Genomic DNA, 25,791 nt, shown 5'->3' with positions numbered 1-25,791 from the left:
ACATCACGATCGAAGAGGAGGCGTAACCGATGGCCGACCCGAAGGGTTTTCTCACACACGACCGGGAGCTGCCGGCACGCCGCCCCGTGGACGTCCGTATCCGGGACTGGCGGGAGGTCTACGAGACCTTCCCCGAGCAGAAGCTGAACCAGCAGGCCGCGCGGTGCATGGACTGCGGCATCCCGTTCTGCCACAACGGCTGCCCGCTGGGGAACCTCATCCCCGAGTGGAACGACCTGGTCTACCGCGACGGCTGGCGGGAGGCGATCGAGCGGCTGCACGCCACGAACAACTTCCCCGAGTTCACCGGCAGGCTGTGCCCGGCGCCCTGCGAGGCGGCGTGCGTGCTCGGCATCAACTCCGACCCGGTGGCGATCAAGCGGGTCGAGGTGGAGATCATCGATCGGGCCTTCGCCGAGGGCTGGGTCACGCCGCAGCCTCCGGCGGCCAGGACCGGCAAGAAGGTCGCGGTCGTGGGCTCCGGCCCCGCCGGGCTCGCCGCGGCGCAGCAGCTGACGCGGGCCGGCCACGACGTGGTGGTCTTCGAGCGGGCCGACAGGATCGGCGGGCTGCTGCGCTACGGGATCCCCGAGTTCAAGATGGAGAAGCGGCACATCGACCGGCGCCTGGCCCAGATGCGGGCCGAGGGCACCGAGTTCCGCACCGGGGTGAACGTCGGCGTCGACATCACCGCGGACCAGCTGCGCGAGCAGTTCGACGCGGTGGTGCTGGCGGGCGGGGCCACGAACTGGCGTGACCTGCCGGTGGCGGGCCGCGCGCTCAACGGCGTCTATCAGGCGATGGAGTACCTGCCGCCGTCCAACCGGGTGCAGGAGGGCGACCACGCCGAGTCGCCGATCTCGGCCAAGGGCAAGCACGTGGTGGTCATCGGCGGCGGCGACACCGGCGCCGACTGCATCGGCACGGCCATCCGGCAGGGCGCGGCCTCGGTCACGCAGCTGGAGATCATGCCGCAGCCGCCGGCCGACCGGCCGGGTTCGCAGCCGTGGCCGACGTTCCCGACGCTGTTCAAGATGGAGAGCGCCCACGAGGAGCTCGCCGACGGCGGCGGCGACCGGGTGTACGCGGTGTCCACGACCGAGTTTGTCGGCGACGAGTCGGGGAACGTCAGGGCGCTGCGGCTGGTCGACGTCGAGGGCCCGCAGGCCGGGTTCAAGCCGATCCCGGGCAGCGAGCGGGAGATCCCGGCCGACCTGGTCACGCTGTCGATGGGTTTCCTGGGGCCCGAGCACGGCCCGCTGCTCGAGGACCTGTCGACCGGCGAGGGCTTCTACGACGCCCGCAGCAACGTCGCTCGCGACAAGTCGTACATGTCCGCGGTGGACGGCGTCTTCGTCGCCGGTGACATGGGCCGCGGCCAGTCGCTGATCGTGTGGGCGATCGCCGAGGGCCGCGCCTGCGCCTCCAGCGTCGACCGGTATCTGAGTGGTTCCACGGCGCTGCCGTACCCGATCCCTCCGACCGCGCGCCCGCTGGTGTAGCTCGCCGTACCGGCTCTGTCTCTCGGTCTGTCGTACGGCAGGCCGGGGGCCCGCTGGTAGCTCGCCGTACCGGCTCTGTCCCTCGGTCTGTCGTACGGCAGGCCGGGGGCCCGCCACCCGCCGCACGTGGCCGGCCCCCGTCGAGGGATGACACTCCAGACCCGCGGGGCCGGGCGCCGTAACAAGCGCCCGGCCCCGTGGGTCCGTGGTTCGACGGGCGTGTCACTCAGCCGCGTAGCCGGTGAATATCCACATCCCGTCCTGGCAGATGTAGGTGTAGTAGCCGCTTCCCTCCGGGGCGTCCTCGTAGAGGGTGGTGCCCTCCGCGGCGTCCAGGTCGTCGAGGAGGTAGCAGCCGCCCTCCGCGTGGGCGGGGGATGCGATGAGGGACAGCGGCGCCAGGACCGTGACGATCGCCAGCGCCAGGCGGGTCATGTTCGTGCGCATGATCAGCTCCTTGCTCAGTAGCCGTCGATGAATCTGCCCTTGCCGCCGTCGTAGCACTGGAAGATCCAGATGTGCTCCGAGCCGTCGTCGTTGTTGTAGCCGTAGGTGATGATCGTGCCGTCGGGCTTGTCCTCGCAGTCGGTCATGGCGTGGGCGGGTGTGGCGGACAGGCCGAGCAGCATCGAGGCGGCCATGGCCGTGACGCCCGCACAACCCAAGATCTTGCGCATGGGTGGTTCCTCCTTCGTGTGTTGGGGATTGCGCTCAGGGTTCCCGGAGTGACTTCGGGATCTTCCAGAGCTGGTTGGGTGCCGCGTCGAACTGGGGACACGGCCACTGCTGTACCGAGGCGCCGTCGGCTTGCGAGGCGTCGGCGACGGTGAGGCACATCCGCGAGTTGACCGCGACGATCTTGACGGTCTGCCAGGTCGCGCCCTCGGCCACGCCTTCGACCTTCCAGGCCTGCATGGGGTTGCCCTCCTGGCAGGTGGCCTGCAGGACGGGAGCGCCCTGGGCGATGACGCTGGTGGAGACCTCCAGGCACTTGCCGGAATGCGCCACGCGCACCGCCTGGCCGGTGAAGGTCCACTTCTGGTTGGCGCCGCCGTGGCAGGTGAACTGCTGCACCCGGGCGAAGTCCTCCCGTGAGGCGCCCTCCACGTCCAGACATTTCCCGGAATGAACCGCCACCACATCCACACCATCAGTCCCGGACGTGGGCGTGGGCGTGGGCGTGGGCGTGGGTGTCGGAGTGTGCGTGGGTGTCGGTGTGGGTGTCGATGTGGCTGTTGGTGTGGCTGTTGGAGTTGGGGTTGGAGTCGGGGTGGGCGATGGGGCGTTGACCGTGAAGCCGACCGAGGCGCTCTGGGTCCCCACCTCGACGGTCTTGGTCCAGGTCCCGGCGTCGGCGGCCGCCCACGGCACGCCGCTGCCGGACCAGTTGCCGTTGGCGTCGGTCTGCTGGCCGTAGTAGGTGTGCGTCTCACCGGTGGGCTGGTCGTTCCTGGTGCTCGTCCAGTAGATGGGCGAGTTCGGGGTGCCCGTCACCGTGTACGAGGGCGCCTGACCGACCACGAAGGCGGCACGGTCCACCGTGAGGGAGGCGGGCCGTTGCTGCGGCGGCTGCTCGGTGGCCGACAGGAACGGGTAGTCGAACTTGCGCCTGAGCTCCGGATCCTGGATGAAGGTGTACGCGGGGAAGGGCCGCTCCGGCTCGCCCACGTTCACCGCCGACGCGGGGAACCAGACGAGACCGGGATTGATCACGCGCTCGATCGCGCACCCGTAGATGATCGTGTCGGCGATGGAGAACAGCAGGTCGGCCAGGTCGGGCCCGATGATTCCGAAGTCCTCCAGGGTGAGGATGCCCAGGTAGACGGCGTTGATCAGCCAGGCGGGGAACAGCGGGTAGCCGTCGGGGTAGAAGCCGTAGCTGGCGTGCTTGGACAGGGTCTCGGCCACGATCCGGTGCTCGTCGGGCGCGTCGTTGATGAGGAAGAAGTAGCTGTGGTCGAACCCGAGCGGATACTCCTCGTGGGCCGCGGTGTACAGGATGCGGGCCCGGTAGGCCGCCGGGTCGAGGTTGATCCGCGAGCCCGACGTGGGGGCGTAGGCGATGATGACGGATCGCTCGTTGTCGATGTCGTGGCCGCCGAAGATCCGGAAGGCCGATCGCAGGCCGAACAGCCCGAGGAAGAAGTCGAGCGTGTCGTGCCCCAGGCAGCCGCCGGTGGCCAGCGCGGACAGCCCGTCGTCGCGGTTCCACAGGGTCAGGTAGTCCAGGCGAACCCAGCTGTACTGCTGGCCGTTGGCCGTGGTGAACCCCAGCGGTCGGATCCGGTAGTGCTGGCGCGGCGGGATCGAGTCGTGCACGCGCAGCACTTCCTGCTTCGGCTGGTCCTTGAAGTCGGCGAACCCGGTGCCCACTCCCTCGGTCAGCGAGGGGAAGTACACCGGGGTGAACAGGTCGGAGATGGTCGCCTCGAAGTCCTCGGGCAGACCGTCCAGGTCCTCGTCCGCGGAGGACGCCGTCGCGGCCGCCGACGAGGCAGATCGGGCGACCCGGACCTGCTGGGTCACCTTGCCCTTGCCGGTGGCGTCGATGATCGACACGTCGCCGCCGGCCGACGGCTTGGTCCCCCCGGCCAGTCCCGCGAGATCGGCGAGGGAGAGCTTGTCCAGCGAGGGGCCCTGATCCAGGCTGCCGTGCTCGGCGACGGCCTCCTCGACCTTCGGCGCCACCAGTTGCTGGAACTGCTTGAGGACCTGCTCGCGCTGCTCCTGCGTCAGCGCCTTCCAGGCGGCCTTCCCCCGGTCGACCCGCTTCTTGATCTCCGGGTCCGTCGGCTCCCTGGCGGGCGCGGACGGCAGGCTGTCCAGGTCGATCGATCGGCCGGGAGGCGGGTCCGCGGCGCTGCCCGCCTGGGCGTTCACCGTCCCTGCCATGAGTAAGATCACGACGCTCGCCGCCGCCGCAAAGCGCGTCCACCACCGCATGTCAACCTCCGGCACGTAGGAAGGGTGGGTGGAACTCGTCCCGCAGTATGGCCAGCGGCGAACGGGGCCAACTAGATCAGGCCGACTGCCCCATGAACCGGCACCGGAGTGACGTTCTTATCCATCGGCCGCATCCACCGGCGCACCGGTGACGAATAGGCCACGCGATCCCTGGACGACGAGGGAGTCCTCATGCGGCAGTGGCCGTTCGCCGGGCGGGCAGGCGAGCTCGCCGAGATCCTGTCGAGCCTGCTCGGCGGGGAAGCGGCCGGCGTGGTGATCTCGGGCGAACCAGGGGTCGGGAAGACCCGGCTGGCCAGGGAGGTCCTGGCGAGTCTCGCGTCCGAGGGATGGCACACCGCGTTCGTGGCCGCTTCGGCAGCCATGGCGTCCATCCCGTTCGGCGCGGTGTCCACCATCTTGCCCGCCGACCAGGTCGCCGGGAACCAGGTGCTGTCGTCCATGATCACCCAGGTGCGGGCCTGGGGCGAGAAGCGGCCCGTGGTGATCGGCGTCGACGACGCCCACCTGCTCGACGACGGATCGGCCGCCCTGCTGGGCCATCTCGGGTCGTGCGGGCTGGCCTCCATGGTCGTGACGTGCCGTCCTGGCACGCGCCTTCCTGACGCGATCACGGCACTGTGGAAGGACGGCCAGGCGCTCTGGCTCGACCTGGCCGGGCTCCCGGCCGCCGCCGTCGACGAACTGCTCGACCACACCCTCACGGGGGACATCGACGGGGTGACGCGACGCAGGCTGCACGGCATCGCGGTGGGCAACCCGCTGGCGCTGCGCGAGGTGCTCTCGGGAGCTCTCGCCGACCGCACATTGCGGCAGAGCCACGGGGTCTGGCGACTGACCGGCGACTACCGCCCGAGCGGCGGCGTGCGCCACCTGCTCGCCGACCGGCTGCGCCCGCTCGACTCCCGGACCCGGCTGGTGCTCGAACTGCTTGCCTGCGGCGAGCCGTACCCGCACGCCCTGCTGGCCACCCTGGTGGCCCCCGAGCTCATCGACGAGGCCGAGGCGCGCGACATGGTCGTGGCCGAGCGCGACGGCAGGCGCGTGCGGCTCCGGCTCGCCCACCCGCTCTACGGCGAGGTGCTGCGCGCGGACCTGCCCGTCGGCCGGTCCCGGCACCTGTCGTGGCGGCTCGCCGACGCCCTGCTGCGCACCCCGCTCCGCCGCCGGGACGACCTGCTGCGCGCCGCGCTCTGGCAGGTCGACAGCGGCGCGGTCGTGCGGGCCGACGTCGTACGGCAGGGCGCCCGCCAGGCCGTCGACCGGGCGGATCTCGCCCTGGCCGAACGGCTCGCGCGGGCGGCCAGGGACACCGAACCCTGCGTGGAAGCCGACGCCCTGCTCGCGGAGGTGCTGGAATACCGCGGCCGCAGCGCGGACGCGGCCACCCTGCTGCAGGAGGAGCCGCCATCCAGCGACGACGACCTGCTCGCCTGGGCACTGGTCCGCGCCGAGACCACGTACTGGGGCCACGGCGACGTCATGGCCGCCGAGCAGGCGCTGGACCTGCTCAAGGGCCGGCCGGGAGAGGAACTCGCGCAGGGGATCCGCACCTGGATCCTGCTCTTCGACGGGCGCTGCGCCGCCGTACTCGCCGTCGCCGACGAACTCCTGGCCGGGAACGCGGCCGGTCCCCAGGCGGTCATCTGGGCCACCGCGGCCGCCACGGCGGCCGCGGGCTGCCTCGGGCGGGCGGAGGATGCCGCGAGCTACTACGGGCGCGGGCTGGCCCTCGCCACGGCCCACCAGGCAGAGCTGCCCTGGGGCGTGGTCGAACTCGACATCGCCCGGTGCCTGGCATCCCTGGCCATGGGCGACCTGCGCACGGCCTGGAAGGTCGCCGACGACGGATACCACCGGGTGCTGGCGGGCGAGAGCCCCATGATGTCGGCCGGTCACCTCGGCTTCCGCGGCCTCGCGGAGTGCGCCCAGGGCAGGCTCGGCCGCGCCGACCGGTCGCTGCGCGAGGCGGTCAGCGCCCTCGAGGACAGAGACACCCTCCGCCTCACCCGTACCTTCGTGGCGGGTCTGGCCACGGCATCCGCCCTGGGAGGCCGGGCGGCCGACGCGCGCACCTGGATGGAGCGCGCCGAGCCGGGCGCCAACGACGTCAACCGGCTCTTCGCTCCGTGGATCACGCTCGGCAACGCCTGGACGCTGGCCGCCGAGGGCAGGCTCACCGACGCGGCGCTGGCCGCCCGCTACGCGGCCGACCTGGCCCGCGGCATCGGCCTTCCCACCGTGGAGGCGCTGGCCCGCTACGACGTGCTGCGGCTGCGGGGCAACGGCGGGGGCGACCGGCTCGACGAGCTCGACGCGGCGATCGGCACGCCGATGACCCGCGCGCTGGCGACCGCGGCACGCGGGCTGCGGAAGCGGAACGGCGCGGCACTGTCGGCCGCGGCCGACGCCTTCGTGGAGCTCGGCCAGCACCTGCTCGCCGCCGAGGCCGCTACCTGCGCGGCCGGGCTCTACCGCCAGGCCGGCCTGACGAGCACGGCGGCGCTGGCGCGCGAGCGGGCGGCCACGCTCCGCGCGCGGTGTGAGGGCGCCGTCACACCGCTGCTCGAGCACGAGCCGATCTCCGGGGTGCTCACGCCCCGCGAACGCGAGGTGGCGCTGCTTGCGGTCCGGCACAGCAGCCGGACGATCGCCCAGCAGCTCGGGCTGTCGATCGCCACCGTCAACAACACGCTGGCCCGCGCGTACACCAAACTCGGCGTCTCCAGCCGGGCCCAGCTCGCCACCCTCCTCGAATCCTGCCTCCCAGACCGCCCGCCCCCGCCCCCCTGACCCGCCGCACGTCTCCTTCCCAGGCTTCTGTACGGCAGGCCAGGGAACCGCCACCCGCCGCACGTGGCCGGCCCCCGTCGAGGGATGGCACTCCAGGCCCACGGGGCCGCACGCCGCGACAAGCGCCCGGAACCGTGAGTTCCGCGGTTCCCGGGCTCCTGGCACCGCCGGGCGCCGCGACAAGCGTCCAGAACCGTGGGTTCCGGGGCTCCTTGACCCCGCGTGCCGGGGTTCCTGGCGGCGTTGCGGTGGGGTGCGGGGACCACTCGCGCGAGCGCCGGTCCTGGACGGTCAGCCGGAGTGCGGCCGGCGGCGGTGGGGTGGCTTGCCGTACGGAATCGTCCGAGAAGTCAGCAGTGCGGTGGGCGGGGGTGGCTTGCCGTGCGGAATCGGCCGGGAGGTCAGCAGTGTGGTGGGCGGGGGTGGCTTGCCGTGCGGGATCGGCCGGGAGTCAGCCGACGCGGACCAGGCCCTCGGCGATGGCGTCGAGGGCCACCTGGGAGGCGGCGTCGGCGGCGCGGTAGATGATGAGGCGCTGGTCGGGCGCCTGCAGCGGCGCCAGCACCTCGAAGTCGACGGTCAGTGGCCCCACCGCGGCGTGCTGGAGGCGCTTGCGCCCGCGGCCGTTGACGCGCACGTCCCGTTCGGCCCACAACCGGGCGAACTCCTCGCTGCTCGAGGTGATCTCGTCGATCAGCTCCGTCAGCGACGCGTCGTCGGGATGCGCCGCCCAGGCGGCCCGCAGGTCGGCGATGCCCTCGCGGATGATCCGCTCCCGGTCCTGGTAGAAGTCCCGCAGGTCCGGGTGGAGCAGGCACAGCCACATCATGTTGCGCTGCTCGGCGGGCAGCGTCCCGAAGTCCACGATGAGCCCGGCCATCTCCGGGTTCCACGCCAGGATGTCGAAGCGGTGGTTGACCAGCATGGCAGGCAGCGGCGACAGGTCGTGCATGAGCCGGGCGATGGGCCCGGCCTCGTCCACCGGCGAGGGCGCCCGTAGCGGGCGCTGCTGGGCCAGGTCGAAGAGGTAGGCCCGCTCGTCCTGGGTCAGCCGCAGCGCCGTGGCCAGGGACTCGAGCACGCTCACCGACGGGCGCAGGCCGCGGCCCTGCTCCAGCCGGACGATGTAGTCGACGCTGACGCCGGCCAGCTCGGCGACCTCCTCCCGGCGCAGCCCGGGCGTGCGGCGCTGGCCCCGCCGTGCGGGCAGGTCCACGTCGTCGGGGTCCAGGCGCTCGCGACGGGTCCGCAGGAAGGCGGCCAACTCGTGGGTCTGGTCCACAGTGCTCATCGTTTCGATCCTACGGCCTGCTCAGGCCTTCTCCAGGGCCGCCCGCTCCGCACGACCAGCGGCACCGCCGACGCCCCCACGAAGGCCGCAAGTGTGGAAACCATGCATTCCATCAGATCCAGCGAGCGGAGGAGTCACTACAGTGGGCTGCGTGCCCCAGGTGATCGCGCATCGAGGCGCCTCCGCGCTGCGGCCAGAGCACACGCTGCTGTCCTACGAGACCGCGATCGCGCTCGGCGCCGACTTCATCGAACCCGACCTGGTCGCCACCCGCGACCACGTGCTGGTCGCCCGGCACGAGAACGAGATCTCCGGCACCACCGACGTGGCCGACCGGCCCGAGTTCGCCGGCAGGAAGACCAGCAAGACCATCGACGGATGGCCGATGACCGGGTGGTTCACCGAAGACTTCACGCTGGCCGAGCTGCGGACGCTCAGGGCCAGGGAGCGGATCCCCGAGCTGCGGCCGGCCAACACCGCCTTCGACGGGCTGGCGCCGATCCCGACCTTCACGGAGGTCGTCGAGCTGGCCCGCCGCCACGGGGTGGGCGTCTACCCCGAGACCAAGCATCCGACGTACTTCGCCTCCCTCGGGCTGCCGCTCGAGGAGCCGATGCTGGAGACGCTGATCGGGTTCGAGGGGCCGGTGTTCCTGCAGTCGTTCGAGACGGGCAACCTGCGCGGCCTGCGGACAGTGACGGACTTCCCGCTCATCCAGCTGATCGCCCCGCTCGGCGCGCCGTACGACTGGAGCGCGGCGGGCATCGACAGGACCTGGGACGACCTCGTCACCCCCGACGGGCTGCGCGAGGTGGCGGGATACGCCGACGGCATCGGGGTCGACCTGCACCGGGTCATCCCCCTCGGCCCCGACGGGCGGACCGGCCCGCCCACGTCCCTGGTCGGGGACGCGCACGCGGCGGGGCTGCAGGTCCACGTCTGGACGCTGCGCAACGAGAACGCCCACCTGCCGGTGGACCACCGCCTCGGTGACCCCGCCGTCCCCGCCTTCGCCCGGGCGACCGGCGACGTGGCAGGCTGGCTGCGCCGCCTCGTCGACGCCGGCGTCGACGCGGTCTTCGCCGACGACCCCGGCCTGGCCCGCGCCGTGATCGCCGGCAGGCCCTGACTGGGTGGGAAGGCCAGTCCCAGGAAGAACCTTCCCTTCCCCGGGGTGTGGCGCCCGGCGCACCCTAGGGGACATGACGAACGCACTTGACAGCTACCGCCTCCTCGGCCGCTCCGGCCTGCGTGTTTCCCCGATGTCCCTGGGGACGATGACCTTCGGCACGGATTGGGGCTGGGGTTCGGACAAGGAGGAGTCGCGCCGCATCTTCGACGCCTACCTCGAGCGCGGCGGCAACTTCATCGACACCGCCAGCATGTACACCAACGGCACGTCGGAGAGGTTCATCGGCGAGTTCGCCGAGGGCCGCCGCGAGCGCCTGGTGATCGCCACCAAGTACACGATGAACCGCCGGGCCGACGACCCGAACGCAGGCGGCAACCACCGCAAGAGCATGGTGCAGTCGGTGGAGGCCAGCCTGCGCAACCTGAACACCGACTACCTCGACCTGCTGTACCTGCACGCCTGGGACTTCACCACCCCGGTGGAGGAGATCATGCGGGCCATGGACGACCTGGTGCGCGCGGGCAAGGTGCTCTACGTGGCCATCTCCGACGCCCCCGCCTGGCAGGTCGCGCGCATGCAGACCATCGCCGACCTGCGCGGCTGGTCCCCGCTGATCGCGCTGCAGATCGAGTACAGCCTGGTCGAGCGGACCGTGGAGCGCGACCTGATCCCGATGGCGGCCGAGCTCGGCCTGGGCGTCATCCCGTGGTCGCCGCTGGCCAGCGGCGTGCTCACCGGCAAGTACACCCGCGCCGACCTGGACCACAGCGCCGACGCCAGCCCGGAGGGCAGCCGCAAGAACGTGGCCGCGGCCAACGGCTCCCTGCACGAGCGCGCCCTGGACATCGCCGACGTGGTCAAGGACGTGGCCGCCGAGATCGGCGTCGCCCCGGCCCAGGTGGCCCTGGCCTGGACGCTGACCAACCCGGCCGTCACCGCCCCCATCATCGGCGCCAGGACCCTGGGGCAGCTGGAGAGCAACCTCGGCGCCCTGGACGTCACGTTCACCGACGCCCAGCTGGAGACCCTGAACAAGGCCAGCGAGGTGGACCTCGGCTTCCCGCACGAGTTCCTGCAGCGGCCGATGACCCGCGGGGTCGTCTTCGGCAGCACCACCCTCGCGCGCGGCTGAGCCCGCCGTACGGATTGAGAATTGCAGTGCCTGCAAGTCTTGCAGGCACTGCAATTTGTGCGTAGTGTGCAACCCATGGAGAGTCCGAAGGAGCGGCGCGAGCGCCGCAGGGCCGCCAAGCGCCACGCCATCCGGATGGCGGCGGTGCGGATCGCGCTCGACCAGGGGCTCGAGGCCGTGACCGTGGAGGCGATCAGCGCGGCGGCCGACATCTCACCGCGCACCTTCTTCAACTACTTCGCCTCCAAGGACGACGCGCTCGTCATGGAGTCACCCGTCTCGCCGGACGAGATGATCGAGGCACTGGAGAATCGGCCCCCCGATGAGCCGATCCTGCGGTCGCTGCGGATCATCGCCAAGGAACGCGCCGAGATCGTCATGCCGATCTTCGCCGGCATGCAGCAGTTCCAGGAACTGCTGCGCCGTCATCCCGAGCTCGCCTCCAGGACCGCGGTGAACAACCAGCAGAAGGTCATGGAGCGCGTGGTCGACGTCATCGAGCGGCGGCTCGGCGACGGTGACAGGCTGCGGGCCCGGCTGATCATGATCGGTGCGTTCGGCGCGACGTTCTCCGCGGTGCACGAGTTTCTCGCGGGCACCACGGAAGGCTCCGTCGACGAGCTCCTCGACCGCGCCTTCGACCTGCTCGAAGGCGGGCTCTCCGCGTAAGGGGCGGCGACCGGGGTGGCACCCCCGATCGCCGCGGTTCCTCCTGCCCTCTGCGAAAAGAAGCGAGGAGTCTTCGCATGCTATCCGCACGTCGAGACCTCTGGGTGAGCATGGGCTCACTCATGCTCACCATGTTCCTGGCCGCGCTCGACCAGACCGTCGTGGCCACCGCGCTGCCCACCATCGCCGGCGAACTGCACGGCGTCGACAGCCTGTCCTGGCTGGTCACCGCGTTCGCGCTGACGTCGGGCATCTCCACCCCGCTGTACGGCAAGCTCAGCGACATGTACGGCCGGCGCCGCCTCTACCTGTCGGCCATCGCGCTCTTCCTGGCCGGGTCCGCTCTGTGCGGCCTCGCCACGACGATGGGCCAGCTCATCGCCTTCCGCGCCTTCCAGGGCATCGGGGCGGGCGGGCTCATGGTGCTGACCATGACGATCATGGCGGACATCGCCACACCGGCCCAGCGGGCCAGGTTCCAGGGCCTGTTCGGCGCCGTCATGGGCGTCGCCTCGATCAGCGGGCCCCTGGTCGGGGGCCTGCTCACCGAGCACGTGTCCTGGCGGTGGATCTTCTACATCAACCTGCCGCTCGGGGCCGTCGCGCTGGCCGTGGCCTTCGCCGTGCTCAAACTGCCCCGCCGTACCTCGCCCCACCGCATCGACTGGCTCGGGTTCGCGCTCATCTCCGGCGTGCTGATCTGCCTGACGCTGCTGGCCGCCTGGGGCGGCGTCACCTACGCCTGGTCCTCGCCCGTCATCCTCGGGCTCGGGGTCGGCTCGGCGGTGCTGCTCGGGCTGTTCGTCCTGGTGGAGCGGCGGGTGGCCGAGCCGATCGTGCCGCTGCGGCTGTTCGCCGACCGGACGCTCAGCCTCGGCGCGGCCGCGATCGTGCTGCTCGCCACCGGGATGCTGGGCGCGGCCACGTTCCTGGCGACGTTCCTGCAGCTGGTCACCGGCGTGAGCGTGTCGAACTCCGGGCTGCTGACCATCCCGATGATGGCGGGCATGGTGGTCACCTCGATGATCAGCGGGCAGTTCGTGGCCAGGGTCGGGCGCTACAAGTGGTTCGTGGTGGCAGGCGTGCTGGTGACCGCGCTCGCGGCGTTCCTGTTCACCACGATGTCGGCCGCCACCGGCGCGTTCACCTGCGGCGTCTACATGCTGATCTTCGGCGCCGGGCTCGGCATGGTGATGCAGAACCTGCTGCTCGGCGTCCAGTCCACCGCGCCGCCGCGCGACAGGGGCGCGGCCACCTCGGCCATCACCTTCGCCCGGGGGATCGGCGGGGCCGTCGGCGTGTCCATCCTCGGCGCGGTCTTCACCAGCAGGCTGGGGAGCGGCGTGGGCTCCATCACGCCCGCCGCGCTCGACCACCTGTCGCAGGCCGCAAGGCACGGGCTGCAGCTGGCCTTCGCCGACGCGGTGACCGGGGTGTTCGCGGTCCTCACGCCGCTGCTGGTGCTGGGGGCGGTGCTGCTCGCCTTCCTGCCCGACGTACGGCTGGCCGCTCCCGAGCCGGCTGCGGAGAAGGTCGGCGCTTCCACGTGACCGATATTTCATGACAAAGTTGCTTCACCGGGGAACTGTCGCGATGATGCAGGTTCTTGCATCATCGCGGCGGTGGATGGGGGAAGCATGCGGCGGGTTGCCCGCGGGTTGACGGCGTTGGCCCTTGCGGGTGCGATGACCGCCTGCACATCATCATCGGGAGCGCCCGCGGCCCGCTCCGGGCCGCCCGGCCAGTTCCTCGTCTTCTACGGCGACGGGCAGCAGGCCCAGGCGCTCGAGGCCATCCGCCGGGCCGGGGGGACCGCGGAGAGCACGGAGGCCAAGCTCGGGTACGTGCTCGCCAAGGGTTCCGGAGACGCCTTCGTGAACCGGGTGGGGGCGGACGCCTCCGTCGTCGGGGTGTCGGCCGACCGGGAGATCGGGTACGCCTCGGCGCTGGATGACACGGGTGGGGCGGCCCGCCGTACCGGGTTTCCCGACGCGTCGGCGTTGAGCGCGTCGAAGGGGGAGCCGCTGGCCCCGCGGCAGTGGGACATGCGGATGATCGGGGCCGACAGGGCGCACGCCAAGCTGCCCGGCAGCAGGAAGGTGCTGGTGGGCGTCATCGACACCGGCATCGACGGCAACCACCCGGACATCGCGCCCAACTTCAACCGCGAGCTGAGCCGCAACTTCGTCACCGACAAGCCGAAGGACTCGGAAGGCGACCGGCTCGACGGCCCGTGCGAGGTCGCCACCTGCAAGGACCCGGTCGACGAGGACGACGACGGCCACGGCACCCACGTGGCGAGCACGATCGCCTCACCGATCAACGGCATCGGCATCGCCGGCGTCGCGCCGGACGTCCAGCTGGTCAACATCCGGGCGGGGCAGGACTCCGGGTTCTTCTTCCTCAAGCCGAGCCTGGACGCGCTCACCTACGCCGGCGACATCGGCGTCGACGTGGTGAACATGAGCTACTACGTCGACCCGTGGCTGTTCAACTGCCGCGACAACCCCGCCGACAGCAAGAAGCAGCAGCTGGAGCAGCGGGCGATCATCACCGGCATGCAGCGGGCCATCGACTACGCCCGCAAGAAGGGCGTCACGGTCATCTCGGCGCTCGGCAACGGCTCAAGCGACCTCGGCCATCCCAAGGTGGACGACGACAGCCCCGGCTACCCGCGCGGCGACCAGAAGACCAGGAAGATCGACAACTCCTGCCTCAACGTGCCTGCCGAGTCCAAGGGCGTGATCTCGGTCTCCGCGCTGGGACCGTCGGGCCGCAAGGCGCCCTACAGCGACTACGGCCTCGAGCAGACCGACGTGTCGGCCCCCGGCGGCGACGACCTCGACGACGATGGCGGCTCGCAGGCGCGCACCATCCTGGCCGCCGCGCCCGAGGGGGCGCTGCGGAGCCAGGGCAAACTGGACCGTTCGGGCAAGCCGAAGAGCGACGATGTCGTGCGCAGCTGCGTCAACGGGAGCTGCTCGTACTACCAGTACATGGAGGGCACCTCCATGGCGGCGCCGCACGCCAGCGGGGTCGCGGCGCTGATCGTCAGCCGCTTCGGCAAGATCGGGCCCGACAAGGTCGAGAAGCTGCTGTACAAGAGCGCCACCAAGCACGCCTGCCCGAAGCCTCGCAAGTACTCCTACGGCTCCGAGTCCCACCGCTGCGAGGGCGGGAAGGCCAAGAACGGTTTCTACGGGCACGGCATCGTGTCGGCGCTTGGAGCGGTTACCGTCAAACCATGATGTATCGCCTCGTCGCCGAGGCCGCGATGGTGGTGCACTTCCTGTTCCTGGCCTACCTGGCCGTGGGCGGGTTCATCGCATGGCGGTGGCGGCGTACCATTTATGCCCATATAGCGGTTGTTGGGTGGGCTGTGCTGTCCTTGGCCACCGGTATCGAGTGTCCTCTGACGGTCATCGAGGACTGGGGACGCCATCACGCCGGGATGCAGGGGCTGCCCGCCTCCGGCTTCATCGACTACTACATCGAGGGCGTGATCTACCCGGAGAAGTACACGAACTTGGTCCGCCTGGGGGTGACCGTTCTCGTGCTGTTCTCCTACGTGGGCTACCTTTCACGCCGTCGTTGACTGCCAAGTGGTCTGTACCAATTAAGGTAGGAGTCGTGACTCGTCGCGCTAAAATCGTCTGCACCCTCGGACCCGCCACGTCATCACCGGAGAAACTGCGCGAGCTGATCGCCGCCGGGATGGACGTCGCCCGCTTCAACCTCAGTCATGGCGACCATGACATCCACAAAGAGGTGTACGACCGGGTACGGGAGGTTGCGGCCGACCTCGGCCGCGGCGTAGGCATACTCGCCGACCTGCAAGGCCCCAAGATCCGGGTGGGCCGCTTCGAGGAGGGGCCCGTCCGGCTCGGCTTCGGCGACGTCTTCACCATCACCTCCGAGGACGTGCCCGGCGACCGCGAGCAGGTGTCCACCACCTACAAGGGCCTGCCCAACGACGTACGGCCGGGCGACACGATCCTCGTCGATGACGGCCGCCTCGTGCTCGAGGCCACCCGCGTCGACGGCGAACGGGTCACCACCCGGGTCGTCATCGGCGGCATGATCTCCGACAACAAGGGCCTCAACCTGCCCGGCGTCAACGTTTCGGCCCCCGCCCTCACCGACAAGGACGAGGCCGACCTGCGCTGGGCGCTGCGCACCGGCTGCGACATGATCGCGCTGTCGTTCGTGCGCCGCCCCTCCGACGCCGACGTGGTCCGCAACATCATGGAGCAGGAGGCCGTACGGCTGCCGCTGCTCGCCAAGATCGAGAAGCCGCAGGCCGTCGACCGGCTCCCCGAGATCGTGGAGGCCTTCGACGGCATCATGGTCGCCCGCGGCGACCTCGGCGTCGAGCTCCCGCTCGAGCAGGTGCCGATCGTGCAGAGGCGCATCATCGAGCTGTGCCGCGAGAAGGCCCGCCCGGTCATCGTCGCCACCCAGATGCTCGACTCGATGATGAACGCCCCCCGCCCCACCCGCGCCGAAGCCTCCGACGTGGCCTACGCCGTCATGGACGGCGCCGACGCCGTCATGCTCTCCGGCGAGACGTCGGTCGGCAGCTACCCGATCGAGTCCGTCTCCACCATGGACCGCATCGCCTGCGCCGCCGAGGCCACCTGGCTGCACGCCACCCACACGCTGGAGCGCATGCCGGAGACCACCGGCGGCGCCATCGCCCGCGCTGCGGCCGAGGTCGGCGCGATCGTCGGCGCCAAGGCGCTGTGCGCGTTCACCATGTCCGGTGAGACGGCACGCCGCCTGGCCCGCTACCGCTCCCCGATCCCTCTGCTCGCCTTCACCTCGGCGCCCCACGTGCGCGGCCAGCTCTCGCTCACCTGGGGCGTGGAGACCTTCCAGGTGCCTTTCGTCCACCACACGGACGACATGGTCAGGCAGGTGGAGGCGTCGCTGCTGTCCCTCGGCCGGTTGGAGAAGGGCGACAAGGTCGTCATCGTGGCCGGCTCCCCTCCCGGCACTCCCGGCTCCACCAACGCCCTCCGCGTCCACACCATCGGCTCCGCCGTCTCCCACGGCGCCTAGGAGCCCAAGCCGCTTCATCTCGGCTCGGACTCCCCTCAGCGGGAGGCCGAGCCCCCGGCACGGCCGCGTGGTTCACAGTGCGGCGTACTGGTCGTGCTTGGCGTACAGCTCGGTCCATTCCTCGTCGGTGAGCTGCCGGCCGGAAGCGACGATGTCGGCGAGTTCCTCGAAGTACGCCTCCCTGGGCGCCCCCGGCGTGAACAGCACCAGCATGGAAGCCGGTGCATCGGAATTGTTGCTGAAGGCGTGGACCCCGCCCGGCGGCACGTACAGGAAGTCGCCCGGGGTGGCGTCCAGCCACCGCTCGCCGTTGTAGAGCGAGACGGTGCCCTCCAGGATGAAGAACGACTCGGAAATGGTCCTGTGGAAGTGGGCGCCTGGGCCGTTCGGGATCGCGGCCATGTCCCAGCGGTAGAGACCGAACTGCCCATCGGTGCTCGCCCCGGTAGCCAGATAGCCGACCCGGGACTTGATCCCGATCGTGAGGTCCGGCGGCACGTCGGCCGGCCGGAAGGTCGCGCCGGCGATCCCGTGATCCTTGAAGTAGCGCGGCGGGGGATAGGACATCGTCACTGACTCCTAGCGGTGGATCGTTCTGAGCGGAATGACCCTAGGCGATGAAGCAGCCCCGTCGGGAGATCCAATTCCGGCCTGTTCGATTGGGCCAGGATCCAGGATGCTCCAGCCCGCCGCGACGTCGACGCCGCGGCCGCGCTCAAGACCGGCAGTGCTGGAACAGCCGGTGGCGGCTCACATTCCGGCGAGCTGCGTCGTCGGACTACTGAGACCACGGGAGCCGTCGCCAGATGAGCTGGTCGCGGCCGGATTCTTGAATGGAGGATGCGATGACTTCGAGCGATTCCGAGGTCAGGGCGTTCCTGGAGAGCCGAGTCGATGCCTGCCAGAAAAAGGACATCGATCGGCTCATGTCACATTATTCTCCCGACATCGTCTATTACGACGTTGTCCCCCCGCTCCAGTTCGCGGGATCCGATGAGGTCCGCGGCAACTTCGTGCGGTGGTTCGACGAATACGACGGCCCCATCGGCCTGGAGACCCACGACCTCACCATCGCGACGAATGCGGACGCCGCGTTCGCGCACATGCTCCACCTGGACAGCGGGACGCGCAAGAACGGGCTCCAGACCGCGATCTGGGTACGGTCGACCGTTTGCTGCCGACGGTCGAACGGCAAATGGCTGATCACGCACGAACATATCTCAGTGCCGATCAACCCTCAGAACCTTCAAGCCTGGTTTCCGCCGGGATATGAGCCGGCCTGATCGGCCAGCTGAGATGCCCGGTGGATCCTTGTTCGTGACGAACTCGGACAGAGATCCACCGGACACCCCCGACGGCTAGTTGACGCAGCCAGGAATGGTGTTCGCCGGGCTGCAGTTATCGGGGGTGTTGTCCCGGATAATCGAGCTCCGGATGCTGACATTGTCGTTGGCGGTGGCTATTCCGCCGCCGCCGGATCCCTTGTTCCGCGTGACCGCGACCCGATCGAGCGTGGTGGTTCCCAGGTTGGAGACGCCTCCTCCCAGGCTGCCGGATGTGTTGCCGTCCACGGTGCTCTGGATGAGGTGTGAAACGCCGTTCGCCTGGGTGTTCAGCCCACCGCCGTTGATCGGCGCACTGTTCTTGGTCAGGGAGCTCGTGGACATCGTGAGCGTCCCGAAATTGATGATGGCGCCGCCTCCGACGCCCGTTGTCGAGTTCTCGTTGAACACGCTGAGGGAAATCGTCGCGTTGGCGCCCGCTGTGTTGGCGAACGCGCCACCGTTCGACGCGTGGTTGCGGGCCATGATGGTCTGGTTCAGAACCACGGTGCCCGCGTTGAGGATTCCGCCACCGAGGCCCGCCGTACGTCCGTTCAGTATGGAGATCCACTGGACGTGGAGCGTGCCCCCGGATGCGACCTCCAGGAGACGGAAGGCGCTGGATGTCGACGGATCGCGCCTGATCGTGGTGCCCGGACCGCCCACCAGGGTGATGTCGCCCGTGATGATCGGGAGGGCGTCGTCGGGGGCGGTCGTGGTGGTGTAGTTGTAGACGCAGACCGGCGAGAGAAGGAGCCTGGTGGCTCCGTTCCCGTTGGCTGTTCGAATCGCCGCGACGAGCGCGTCCGGATCGCACGGGACGTTCACGGCCTTCGCCGGACGGGACATCGCCTGTGCCGACGGCGGCACCGCACCCACCGTGATCCCCGCGAGCGCAGCTGCCCCTATGCCGCCGACGATCCTGGAAAAAGAGCCCATTGGCCCTCCCTGTATAAAAATGGACATTTGCCATTTCGATAACGAATGCCCTGTCGACATCGCCGACAATAGGGAAACATGTCCGGGCTCAGTGAATGATCTAGGAGTAACCCGGTTCAGAACAGTTGACCAAGATTTGCAGACGCCTTTCATGGCGCCGGCGGCCTTTGAGATTCGCGCTCATGCGATCGCCCCTCAGGCTCGATCGGCGGCGTGAGGGCGGGCTGACGGCCAACGGGCGGGGCGCCGGAGCCGGCCATTCTCGGCTCGGCTACTCTCGGCGCCACTGACCGACCGAATCGCCACTCGGGAGACGCCGACATATGAATACGCCACCTGGAGCGGAGCGGACCGACGGATCATCCGTCCAGATCGGCGCTCTCGTTCCGCTGACCCGGCCTGGCTGGGTCCAGGCAGGGCAGCACTTGCTCGCCGGCCTCGAGCTGGCCGTTCGCGAGGTCAATGACGACGGCGGGATCGCCGGAAGACCACTCGAGCTGGTGGTCCGGGACACCGCGGCTGATCCGCAGAGGGCCGCGGCGGCCGTGGACGAATTGGCTCGCCTGGGCGTGGCCGCTTTGGCGGGGGAGTATCACAGCGTCGTCGCTCGTGCCGCTGCCGCCAGGGCCGACGCCCTCGGCCTGCCGTACCTCTGCTCGTCAGCGGTTCTCGACACGCTCACCGAACAGCCGACGGAATGGGTCGCGCGCCTCGCCCCCGCGCAGTCGCACGGCTGGCAGATCTACGCGGACTTCCTCCTCGGCACCGGCCACAGCCGAATCGCCGTGGCAACTCAGCCGAGTGTCTACTGGGCGTCAGGGGCCCGCATCCTGCGGGACTACCTCGCTCCACGCGGCGGCACCGTCATCGAACTCGACATGCGCGCGCTCGCCCCCGCGGCCGTGTGCGACGAACTCGTCGACAATCGCGCGACGGCCCTCCTTCTTCTGGTCGGCCACCCGGAGCCGGCAGTGTCGATCGTCAAGTCTGTCCGCCGCGACCGGCGCCTCGCCGAGATCATGATCGGTGCTCCGGCCGGGCAACCGGAGTTCGCCGAATGGGCGACGTTGCTGGGCGACGACAGCGCCGCGATCCCGTTCCTGCGCTACCTGCCCGAGCGCCTCAGCCCCCTCGGTGCACGCGTCGAGACGGCCCTTCGTGAGCGGCTGGCCGCAGCGCCCTCCTTCGTCGCCTTCGAGGGCTACGACACGGTCGCCGTCCTCGCCGATGTGCTGCGTTCTCACGGCGCGGACCGGACGCGCATCGCCGCATCCTGGCCGCGCGTCGCAGTCGAAGGCACCCGCGGGCAGATCCGGTTCTCCCGCATGCCCGGCATCAGCGTTTGGCAATGGGCTTGGACGCCGGTCCAGGTCGTCGATCGAGATCCGGCGGAACCCGATCGCCTTCGGATCCTCCACACCGGCTGAGAGTCGGGTCACGGTTTGTGGGCGATGAGGTGACGGGCCTGGGGGTGGTGGTGCCATTCGCCGGTGGGGGATCGGTGGAGGAAGGCTGTGCGGAGGGCGGTGATGAAGGACCGGCCGCGGGATGTCGCCAGGGGGCGCAGGGGGCCCGAGAGGGTGTGGGCGTCGAAGAAGGTGGCCGCGTCCGGGTGGGTCATGCGGAACGAGGGGTTGTCGTCTCGGTCGAGGACGGTGCCCTGGGCAGTGAGGGCGGGGACGAGGCTGGATTCCCAGGAGTCGTCGTGGGGGTCGAGGAGGGCGGCCAGGCGGGCGAAGGGACCGTCGGGTTCGGTCGTGCCCGGCCAGTAGACGACCGACAGCCGCCCGCCGGGGCGCAGCGCCGCCGCCCAGGACGCGATGGCGTGGTCGGGTTCGGGTAACTGCTGGAGCCCGAACACCGAGACCACGGCCGCGCACCTCCCCGTCCAGGCGGGATCCAGCGTCGAGGCGTCGCCCTGGATCACGCTCACCCGCGGATGGCGGGCGGCGCGTTCCGTGGCGAGGCGGACCATCCCGGCGGACAGGTCGATCCCCACGATCTCGCGGTCTCCGATGTACTCGATCAGCACGTCGAGCTCGGGGAACGTCCCGCAACACGGCACGAGCACCGGCCCTTCGGGCAACGCCCCCGCGATTGCCCTGACCGCCACTTCCACCCACGGGGCGAAGCGCGGCACGTAGTAGGCCTCGTAGCCCTCCGCGGCCTCGTCCCAGCCGCGGGCGATGCCGTCGAGTCGCTCGGCGTGTTCCGTCACGGTGTGCTCCCCGGGTCGTCTCGTCGATGATCTGCCACGGTACGGTGACCCGTTCCACCCCCGCATCGGGTCCTCTCCTGGTGGGTGTCAGCGGGTTCTGAGGCGCCAGGCGAGGGCGGCCAGCCAGCTCGAGATGAGGATCGCCCCGGCGGCGAAGCGCAGGCTCGCGCTGTCGTCGCCCCACGGTGGCACCGTGATCACGAAGGTCGCCAGGCTGTTCACGAGGCAGTGGACCGTCCAGCCACGGCTCGGGAAGGCGCGCGAGAACACCAGCCCGGCCAGCATCAACGTGAAGAACGAGGTGGCTCCGACGACGTTGTGCAGCATGCTGTGGGTGCTGAGGTGATCGGGGATCCCCTCGGGCGCTCCGACGGGCCAGCCCAGCGCGGGATCGGGGGTGAACGCCCCGCCGCCGACCATGGCCACGCCGTACACGCCGATCAGGATCGGTCCCACCTTTCCCGCCAGTCCGGGCAGGGAGGCCCGCCATATGCCGATTGCGAAGGCGCAGGCCAGCAGGCCGGTGAGGGCGAAGTTCGCGATCTGCAGCCAGCCGAGGTCACCCAGGTCCAGGGAGCTGAGCGCGTGCCGCCGCAGGTCGAACCCGGTGCGGGTGAACGCCTGCGCGAACGACGCGACAGGGAACAGGAATCCGGCGACCACGCCGCAGTCCAGCAGTGCCGGGCCGCGGCGAGCGGTTTCGAGGTGGGTGGAGGTCATCGGTGTGGCCTTTCGTCCGTTGCTTGCCGTACGGCATCGCTACGAACGGGACGTGGCCGGATGGACAGCCACCCGCGAGAATCCTCAGGATCCTTCGACGGAGGCCAGGCGGCGGCGGAGGTGGGCGCGCTCGGGCTCGCTCCCGGCAGCCTCGAGGGCCGCGCGATAGGCCGCGACGGCCTCGGGGAGTCGGCCGAGCCGGTGCAGCAGGTCGGCCCGGGCCAGCAGGTAGGGGTGGTAGTCGCGCAGCCGCGGCTCGCCGGCGAGCTCGTCGAGCAGCAGCAGGCCCACCTCGGGCCCGTCGCGCATGGCGACGGCCGCCGCCCGGTTGAGGGCGACGACCGGGGACGGGTCGAGCGCGAGCAGCACGTCGTAGAGGGCCACGACCTGCGGCCAGTCGGTCGTCTCGACGGACGCCGCCTCGTCGTGGAGCGCGGCGATCGCGGCCTGCACGCCGTACCGGCCCGGAGGCCCGCCCTGCAGGGCGGTGACGACCAGCGCCTGGCCCTCCTCGATCATGGCGCGGTCCCAGCGGCCGCGGTCCTGCTCGTCGAGCAGCACCACCTCGCCGCCGGGCCCGGTACGGGCGTCGCGGCGGGCGTGGACCAGCAGCGTCAGCGCGAGCAGCCCGGCCACCTCGCGTTCGGCGGGCAGCAGCCGGCGCAGGATCCTGGCCAGCCTGATGGCCTCCTCGGCGAGGTCGAGCCGCTGCAGGTCGGGACCCGAGCTGGCCGCGTAGCCCTCGGTGAAGATCGAGTAGATCACCTGGAGCACGCCGGGCAGCCGCTCGGGCAGCTCGTCAGGGCCGGGCACGCGGAACGGGATGCGCGCCTCGCGGATCTTCTTCTTGGCCCGGACGATCCGCTTGGCCATCGTCTGGACCGGCACCAGGTAGGCGCGCGCCACCTCGGGCGTCGTCAGCCCGGCCAGGCAGCGCAGCGTCAGCGCCCCGCGGTCCTCGGCGGGCAGCGCCGGGTGGGCGCAGGTGAAGAACAGCTGCAGCCGCTCGTCCGGCAGGTCGTCGTGCTCGTCTGCGGACGGGGCGGTCGCGGCCCGCTCCGCCTCCACCTGCAGGATCGCCAGCCGCGCGGCGTAGGCCTGGTCGCGCCGGAGCCGGTCGACCGCCTTGCGCCGCGCCGTCGTCATCAGCCAGGCGCCGGGCTTGGGCGGCACCCCCTCGACCGGCCAGTGCTTCAGCGCCGCCTCGATGGCGTCGGAGGTCACCTCCTCGGCCAGGTCCAGATCGCCGAACCGGCGCACCAGCGCGGCCAGCAGCCGGCCGCGCTCCTCGCGGAAGACCGCCTCGACGTCACGCATCGAAGTCGGCGACGGGGCGCACCACCACGGAACCGCCGCCATGCGAACCCGGGCAGCGGGCGGCCCAGTCGAGCGCCACGTCCAGGTCGGGCACGTCGATCACGTAGAAGCCGCCCAGGACCTCCCGGGTCTCGGCGTACGGGCCGTCGGTCACGGTCCGCGTCCCGTCGCTGCCGACGCGGACGGTCGTGGCGGTCACCAGGTCGGCCAGGGACTCGCCGGACACCATGATGCCCGCGTCCTTGACGGCCTTGTCGTAGGCCATCCAGTCCTCGACCGTGCACCGGTTGTCCTGGTCGGCGCCGGCGTTGATCAGGAGCATGTACTTCACGGTTCGTCCCTCTCACGATGCGGGTGTACGGCGGGCCCGCCGTACACCCTCACCACGAACGAGCCCCGGCCGGATGGACACGGCCTGCCAAGGAATTCTCTCTCATCCGGTGAAGTCGGACCTGTGCAGGCCTGCCCAGTGGGAGAACGGGAGGGCAGGACGGCCGAGGGCGCGTTCCACCTCGGGGCTCACCAGGTCCGGCTGGCCGTAGGAGTCCGCTTCGAGGGCGATGAAGGCGGCGGCCACCTGGCCGGGGACGCCGGTCGACTCCAGCTGGCGGCGGGCCTCGTCAGGGCTGACCTCTTCGAAGCGGAGGGGGCGGCCGGTCGCCTCGGCGATGCGGGCGATCAGCTGCGGGGGTGTGAGGGCTTCAGGCCCGGTGAGGACGGGTTTGCGGGACAGGAGCGTGTCGGTGAGCAGGGCCTGGGCGGCGACCGCCGCCAGGTCGAGCTCGTGGAGAGGAGCCCAGCGCGCCTCCGGGTGGGCGCCGCGGACCACGTCGCCCGCGCGGATCTGCGCGCCCCATGACCGGAGCGTGTTGTCGGCGTAGTAGCCGGAGCGCAGGCTCACCCACTCCAGACCCGACTCCACGGCCGCCTGTTCGACCTCCTTGTTGAAGTCGCCGCGCAGCCGCGACGGCTGCCGTTCGAGGGGGAGGTCGACGTTGAGGGCCGACAGGGCGACGGCGCGGCGTGCCCCGTGCTGCGCGGCCAGGCGCAGCAGCTCGGGTGCGGCGGTGCCGACCGCGCGGGGGTTGAGCAGCACGCTGGTGACGCCGTCGAGCGCGATGGTCTCCGGCTGTCTCGGGTCGCCGGGGACGACCTCCACGCCCGCGGGGAGCACGGCGGCCGAGGGGGCGCGGGTGACGGCGCGGACCTTGGCGCCCGCTTCGACCAGCCGCTCGATCAGGGGACGTCCGATGAGCCCGGTGGCTCCGGTGACGAGGATCATGGCATCTCCTATGGAATCCATATAATACGAAAACCATAGCACCTGGATCGGTAAGTCTCCGGAGCGGCCGGTGCGTGAATGGGGAGCCTGCCGCGGCGGCAGCGCGAGGTGATCGCGCTGCGCGCGTTCCTCGACCTGGACACCGAGACCACCGCCGAGGTCCTCGGGATGGTCCCGGGGCAGAGCCCACCGCCGCCGCAGGGCGGCGGGCCTGCTCACCGGCGCGGTCGTGGCCACGGGCCTGGGCGTCACGCTCGTGACGGGCGGGCCGCGGGTGAACGCGCCGCCGGAGGTGCACGTGCGGCTGGCGGCCTTCTCGGTCGACACCAACGCCGATGGCACCGTCACCGTCAAGCTGACCAAGGAGGAGTCGCTCGACTCAGCACTTCGGCTGAGGGCCCGCGACCGGCGCTCACGGCGAGTCGGGGCTACTTGCCCGCCGCCACGGCGCACAGGACCCGGTTGCCTGGGTTCGGGGGCCCGCCGTACCGGATCAGTTGGCGTGGAGTGCCGCGTTGAGCTCGACCTTGGCGCCCTCGCGCGGGGTGGCCTCGACGGCACCGGTCTGGGAGTTGCGGCGGAAGAGCAGGCCGCTGGAGCCCGTCAGGTCCTTGCCCTTGACGACGCGCCCGTCAGGCAGCGCGATCTTGGTGCCGGCCGTGACGTAGAGGCCGGCCTCGACCACGCAGTCGTCGCCCAGCGAGATGCCGACGCCGGAGTTGGCGCCCAGCAGGCAGCGCTCGCCGATCGAGATGATCTCCTTGCCGCCGCCCGACAGCGTGCCCATGATCGAGGCGCCGCCGCCCACGTCCGAGCCGTCGCCGACCACCACGCCGGCCGAGATGCGGCCCTCGACCATGGAGGTGCCCAGCGTGCCGGCGTTGAAGTTGACGAAGCCCTCGTGCATCACCGTCGTGCCGGCGGCCAGGTGGGCGCCCAGCCGCACCCGGTCGGCGTCGGCGATGCGCACGCCCGACGGCACCACGTAGTCGACCATGCGCGGGAACTTGTCCACCCCGTACACGGTCACCGGTCCCTTGGCGCGCAGCCGTACCCGCGTCCGCTCGAAGCCCTCGACGGCGCACGGGCCGTGGCTGGTCCACACCACGTTCGCCAGCAGGCCGAACAGCCCGTCCAGGTTCACCTCGTGCGGCCTGACCAGGCGCGCGGACAGCAGGTGCAGCCGCAGGTAGGCATCGTGGGCGTCCACCGGCGGCTCGGACAGCTTGGCGATGCCGGTCTGAACCGCCACCACCTCCACGTCCCTGACCGGGTCGGGCCCGGCGAGCTCGGCGAACTCGCCGGGGTCGGCAAGGCGGATGGTGCCCGTGGCGGGCGGGTCGCCCAGCTCGGGGCTCGGGAACCAGGTGTCGAGGACGGTGCCGTCAGCGGCGATGGTGGCGAGGCCCAGACCGTGGGCGCCGGTCACGTTTGCAGTCACGTGCCACA

23 protein-coding genes are annotated in these 25,791 nt (G+C 70.6%); 11 read left to right on the top strand and 12 right to left on the bottom strand.

From position 1 onward, the window contains the following. The first annotated feature begins 29 nt into the window (after positions 1–29). Positions 30–1,502, top strand: a complete 1,473-nt coding sequence (locus KIK09_RS07715) for a glutamate synthase subunit beta (protein WP_214317898.1) — start codon at positions 30–32, stop codon at positions 1,500–1,502. Between the two features lie 222 nt (positions 1,503–1,724). Here KIK09_RS07715 and KIK09_RS07710 read toward each other — a convergent pair whose 3' ends face one another. From KIK09_RS07710 to KIK09_RS07700, 3 genes are read right to left on the bottom strand one after another with little or no spacing between them, the layout of a single operon-like run. Continuing rightward, positions 1,725–1,949: a hypothetical protein gene (locus KIK09_RS07710; protein WP_214317897.1), complete on the bottom strand. Its 225-nt coding sequence runs from the start codon at positions 1,947–1,949 to the stop codon at positions 1,725–1,727. A gap of 14 nt (positions 1,950–1,963) precedes the next feature. Continuing rightward, positions 1,964–2,179, bottom strand: coding sequence for a hypothetical protein (locus KIK09_RS07705; RefSeq protein WP_214317896.1), 216 nt, complete (start codon positions 2,177–2,179; stop codon positions 1,964–1,966). A gap of 34 nt (positions 2,180–2,213) precedes the next feature. Continuing rightward, complete coding sequence (locus KIK09_RS07700) at positions 2,214–4,394, bottom strand: RICIN domain-containing protein (RefSeq protein ID WP_214317895.1); 2,181 nt, start codon at positions 4,392–4,394, stop codon at positions 2,214–2,216. Between the two features lie 243 nt (positions 4,395–4,637). On the opposite strand from KIK09_RS07700, the gene KIK09_RS07695 reads away from it, so the two are divergent. Further along, a complete protein-coding gene (locus KIK09_RS07695) occupies positions 4,638–7,259 on the top strand; it encodes an AAA family ATPase (RefSeq protein WP_214317894.1) in 2,622 nt (873 codons plus the stop codon). A gap of 451 nt (positions 7,260–7,710) precedes the next feature. On the opposite strand, the gene KIK09_RS07690 is transcribed toward KIK09_RS07695, so the two are convergent. Beyond that, complete coding sequence (locus KIK09_RS07690; protein ID WP_214317893.1) at positions 7,711–8,550, bottom strand: helix-turn-helix transcriptional regulator; 840 nt, start codon at positions 8,548–8,550, stop codon at positions 7,711–7,713. A gap of 151 nt (positions 8,551–8,701) precedes the next feature. Here KIK09_RS07690 and KIK09_RS07685 point away from each other — a divergent pair, with 151 nt between their 5' ends. From KIK09_RS07685 to pyk, 7 genes are all read left to right on the top strand, one after another. Next, positions 8,702–9,679: a glycerophosphodiester phosphodiesterase gene (locus KIK09_RS07685; RefSeq protein ID WP_308163963.1), complete on the top strand. Its 978-nt coding sequence runs from the start codon at positions 8,702–8,704 to the stop codon at positions 9,677–9,679. Between the two features lie 73 nt (positions 9,680–9,752). Further along, on the top strand, positions 9,753–10,814 hold the full coding sequence (locus KIK09_RS07680) for an aldo/keto reductase (RefSeq protein WP_214317892.1): 1,062 nt from the start codon (positions 9,753–9,755) through the stop codon (positions 10,812–10,814). A 75-nt stretch (positions 10,815–10,889) separates the two neighbouring features. After that, positions 10,890–11,483, top strand: a complete 594-nt coding sequence (locus tag KIK09_RS07675) for a TetR/AcrR family transcriptional regulator (protein ID WP_214317891.1) — start codon at positions 10,890–10,892, stop codon at positions 11,481–11,483. Between the two features lie 77 nt (positions 11,484–11,560). Beyond that, positions 11,561–13,033: an MDR family MFS transporter gene (locus KIK09_RS07670; RefSeq protein ID WP_214317890.1), complete on the top strand. Its 1,473-nt coding sequence runs from the start codon at positions 11,561–11,563 to the stop codon at positions 13,031–13,033. 87 nt (positions 13,034–13,120) lie between these two features. After that, positions 13,121–14,731: a S8 family peptidase gene (locus KIK09_RS07665; RefSeq protein ID WP_214317889.1), complete on the top strand. Its 1,611-nt coding sequence runs from the start codon at positions 13,121–13,123 to the stop codon at positions 14,729–14,731. Beyond that, positions 14,728–15,078 (top strand): DUF2784 domain-containing protein, encoded by a 351-nt coding sequence (locus tag KIK09_RS07660; RefSeq protein ID WP_214317888.1) that lies wholly within the window; start codon positions 14,728–14,730, stop codon positions 15,076–15,078. Before KIK09_RS07665 ends, KIK09_RS07660 begins: the two co-directional genes overlap by 4 nt. A 35-nt stretch (positions 15,079–15,113) precedes the next feature. Then, positions 15,114–16,544 (top strand): pyruvate kinase, encoded by a 1,431-nt coding sequence (pyk, locus tag KIK09_RS07655; protein ID WP_214317887.1) that lies wholly within the window; start codon positions 15,114–15,116, stop codon positions 16,542–16,544. A gap of 72 nt (positions 16,545–16,616) precedes the next feature. Here the strand turns inward: pyk and KIK09_RS07650 are convergent, their stop codons facing one another. After that, positions 16,617–17,111, bottom strand: a complete 495-nt coding sequence (locus tag KIK09_RS07650) for a cupin domain-containing protein (RefSeq protein WP_250572549.1) — start codon at positions 17,109–17,111, stop codon at positions 16,617–16,619. Positions 17,112–17,389: 278 nt separating this feature from the next. On the opposite strand from KIK09_RS07650, the gene KIK09_RS07645 reads away from it, so the two are divergent. Beyond that, entirely contained in the window at positions 17,390–17,827 is a 438-nt protein-coding gene (locus tag KIK09_RS07645; protein WP_214317885.1) for a YybH family protein, read from the top strand. A gap of 75 nt (positions 17,828–17,902) precedes the next feature. Here KIK09_RS07645 and KIK09_RS07640 read toward each other — a convergent pair whose 3' ends face one another. Next, positions 17,903–18,805 (bottom strand): hypothetical protein, encoded by a 903-nt coding sequence (locus tag KIK09_RS07640; protein ID WP_214317884.1) that lies wholly within the window; start codon positions 18,803–18,805, stop codon positions 17,903–17,905. A gap of 323 nt (positions 18,806–19,128) precedes the next feature. Between KIK09_RS07640 and KIK09_RS07635 the strand changes: the two genes are divergently transcribed. Then, positions 19,129–20,232, top strand: coding sequence for an ABC transporter substrate-binding protein (locus KIK09_RS07635; RefSeq protein ID WP_214317883.1), 1,104 nt, complete (start codon positions 19,129–19,131; stop codon positions 20,230–20,232). Between the two features lie 8 nt (positions 20,233–20,240). On the opposite strand, the gene KIK09_RS07630 is transcribed toward KIK09_RS07635, so the two are convergent. The 6 genes from KIK09_RS07630 to dapD all read right to left on the bottom strand — a co-directional run bounded on the left by KIK09_RS07630 (position 20,241) and on the right by dapD (position 25,783). Further along, a complete protein-coding gene (locus tag KIK09_RS07630) occupies positions 20,241–21,023 on the bottom strand; it encodes a class I SAM-dependent methyltransferase (protein ID WP_214317882.1) in 783 nt (260 codons plus the stop codon). 87 nt (positions 21,024–21,110) lie between these two features. Continuing rightward, on the bottom strand, positions 21,111–21,743 hold the full coding sequence (locus KIK09_RS07625; RefSeq protein ID WP_214317881.1) for a DUF998 domain-containing protein: 633 nt from the start codon (positions 21,741–21,743) through the stop codon (positions 21,111–21,113). 84 nt (positions 21,744–21,827) lie between these two features. Then, positions 21,828–23,060 (bottom strand): RNA polymerase sigma factor, encoded by a 1,233-nt coding sequence (locus tag KIK09_RS07620; RefSeq protein ID WP_214317880.1) that lies wholly within the window; start codon positions 23,058–23,060, stop codon positions 21,828–21,830. After that, positions 23,053–23,382, bottom strand: coding sequence for a YciI family protein (locus KIK09_RS07615; protein WP_250572838.1), 330 nt, complete (start codon positions 23,380–23,382; stop codon positions 23,053–23,055). The genes KIK09_RS07620 and KIK09_RS07615 overlap by 8 nt, the downstream gene beginning before the upstream one ends. A gap of 111 nt (positions 23,383–23,493) precedes the next feature. Continuing rightward, complete coding sequence (locus tag KIK09_RS07610; RefSeq protein ID WP_214317878.1) at positions 23,494–24,342, bottom strand: NAD(P)H-binding protein; 849 nt, start codon at positions 24,340–24,342, stop codon at positions 23,494–23,496. 493 nt (positions 24,343–24,835) lie between these two features. Further along, entirely contained in the window at positions 24,836–25,783 is a 948-nt protein-coding gene (dapD, locus tag KIK09_RS07605; RefSeq protein WP_308163962.1) for a 2,3,4,5-tetrahydropyridine-2,6-dicarboxylate N-succinyltransferase, read from the bottom strand. Positions 25,784–25,791 lie beyond the last annotated feature (8 nt).

This window comes from Nonomuraea sediminis (genome assembly GCF_018531495.1).
Taxonomy (GTDB): domain Bacteria; phylum Actinomycetota; class Actinomycetes; order Streptosporangiales; family Streptosporangiaceae; genus Nonomuraea; species Nonomuraea sediminis.
This window is presented reverse-complemented; position numbering and strand designations above follow the sequence as displayed.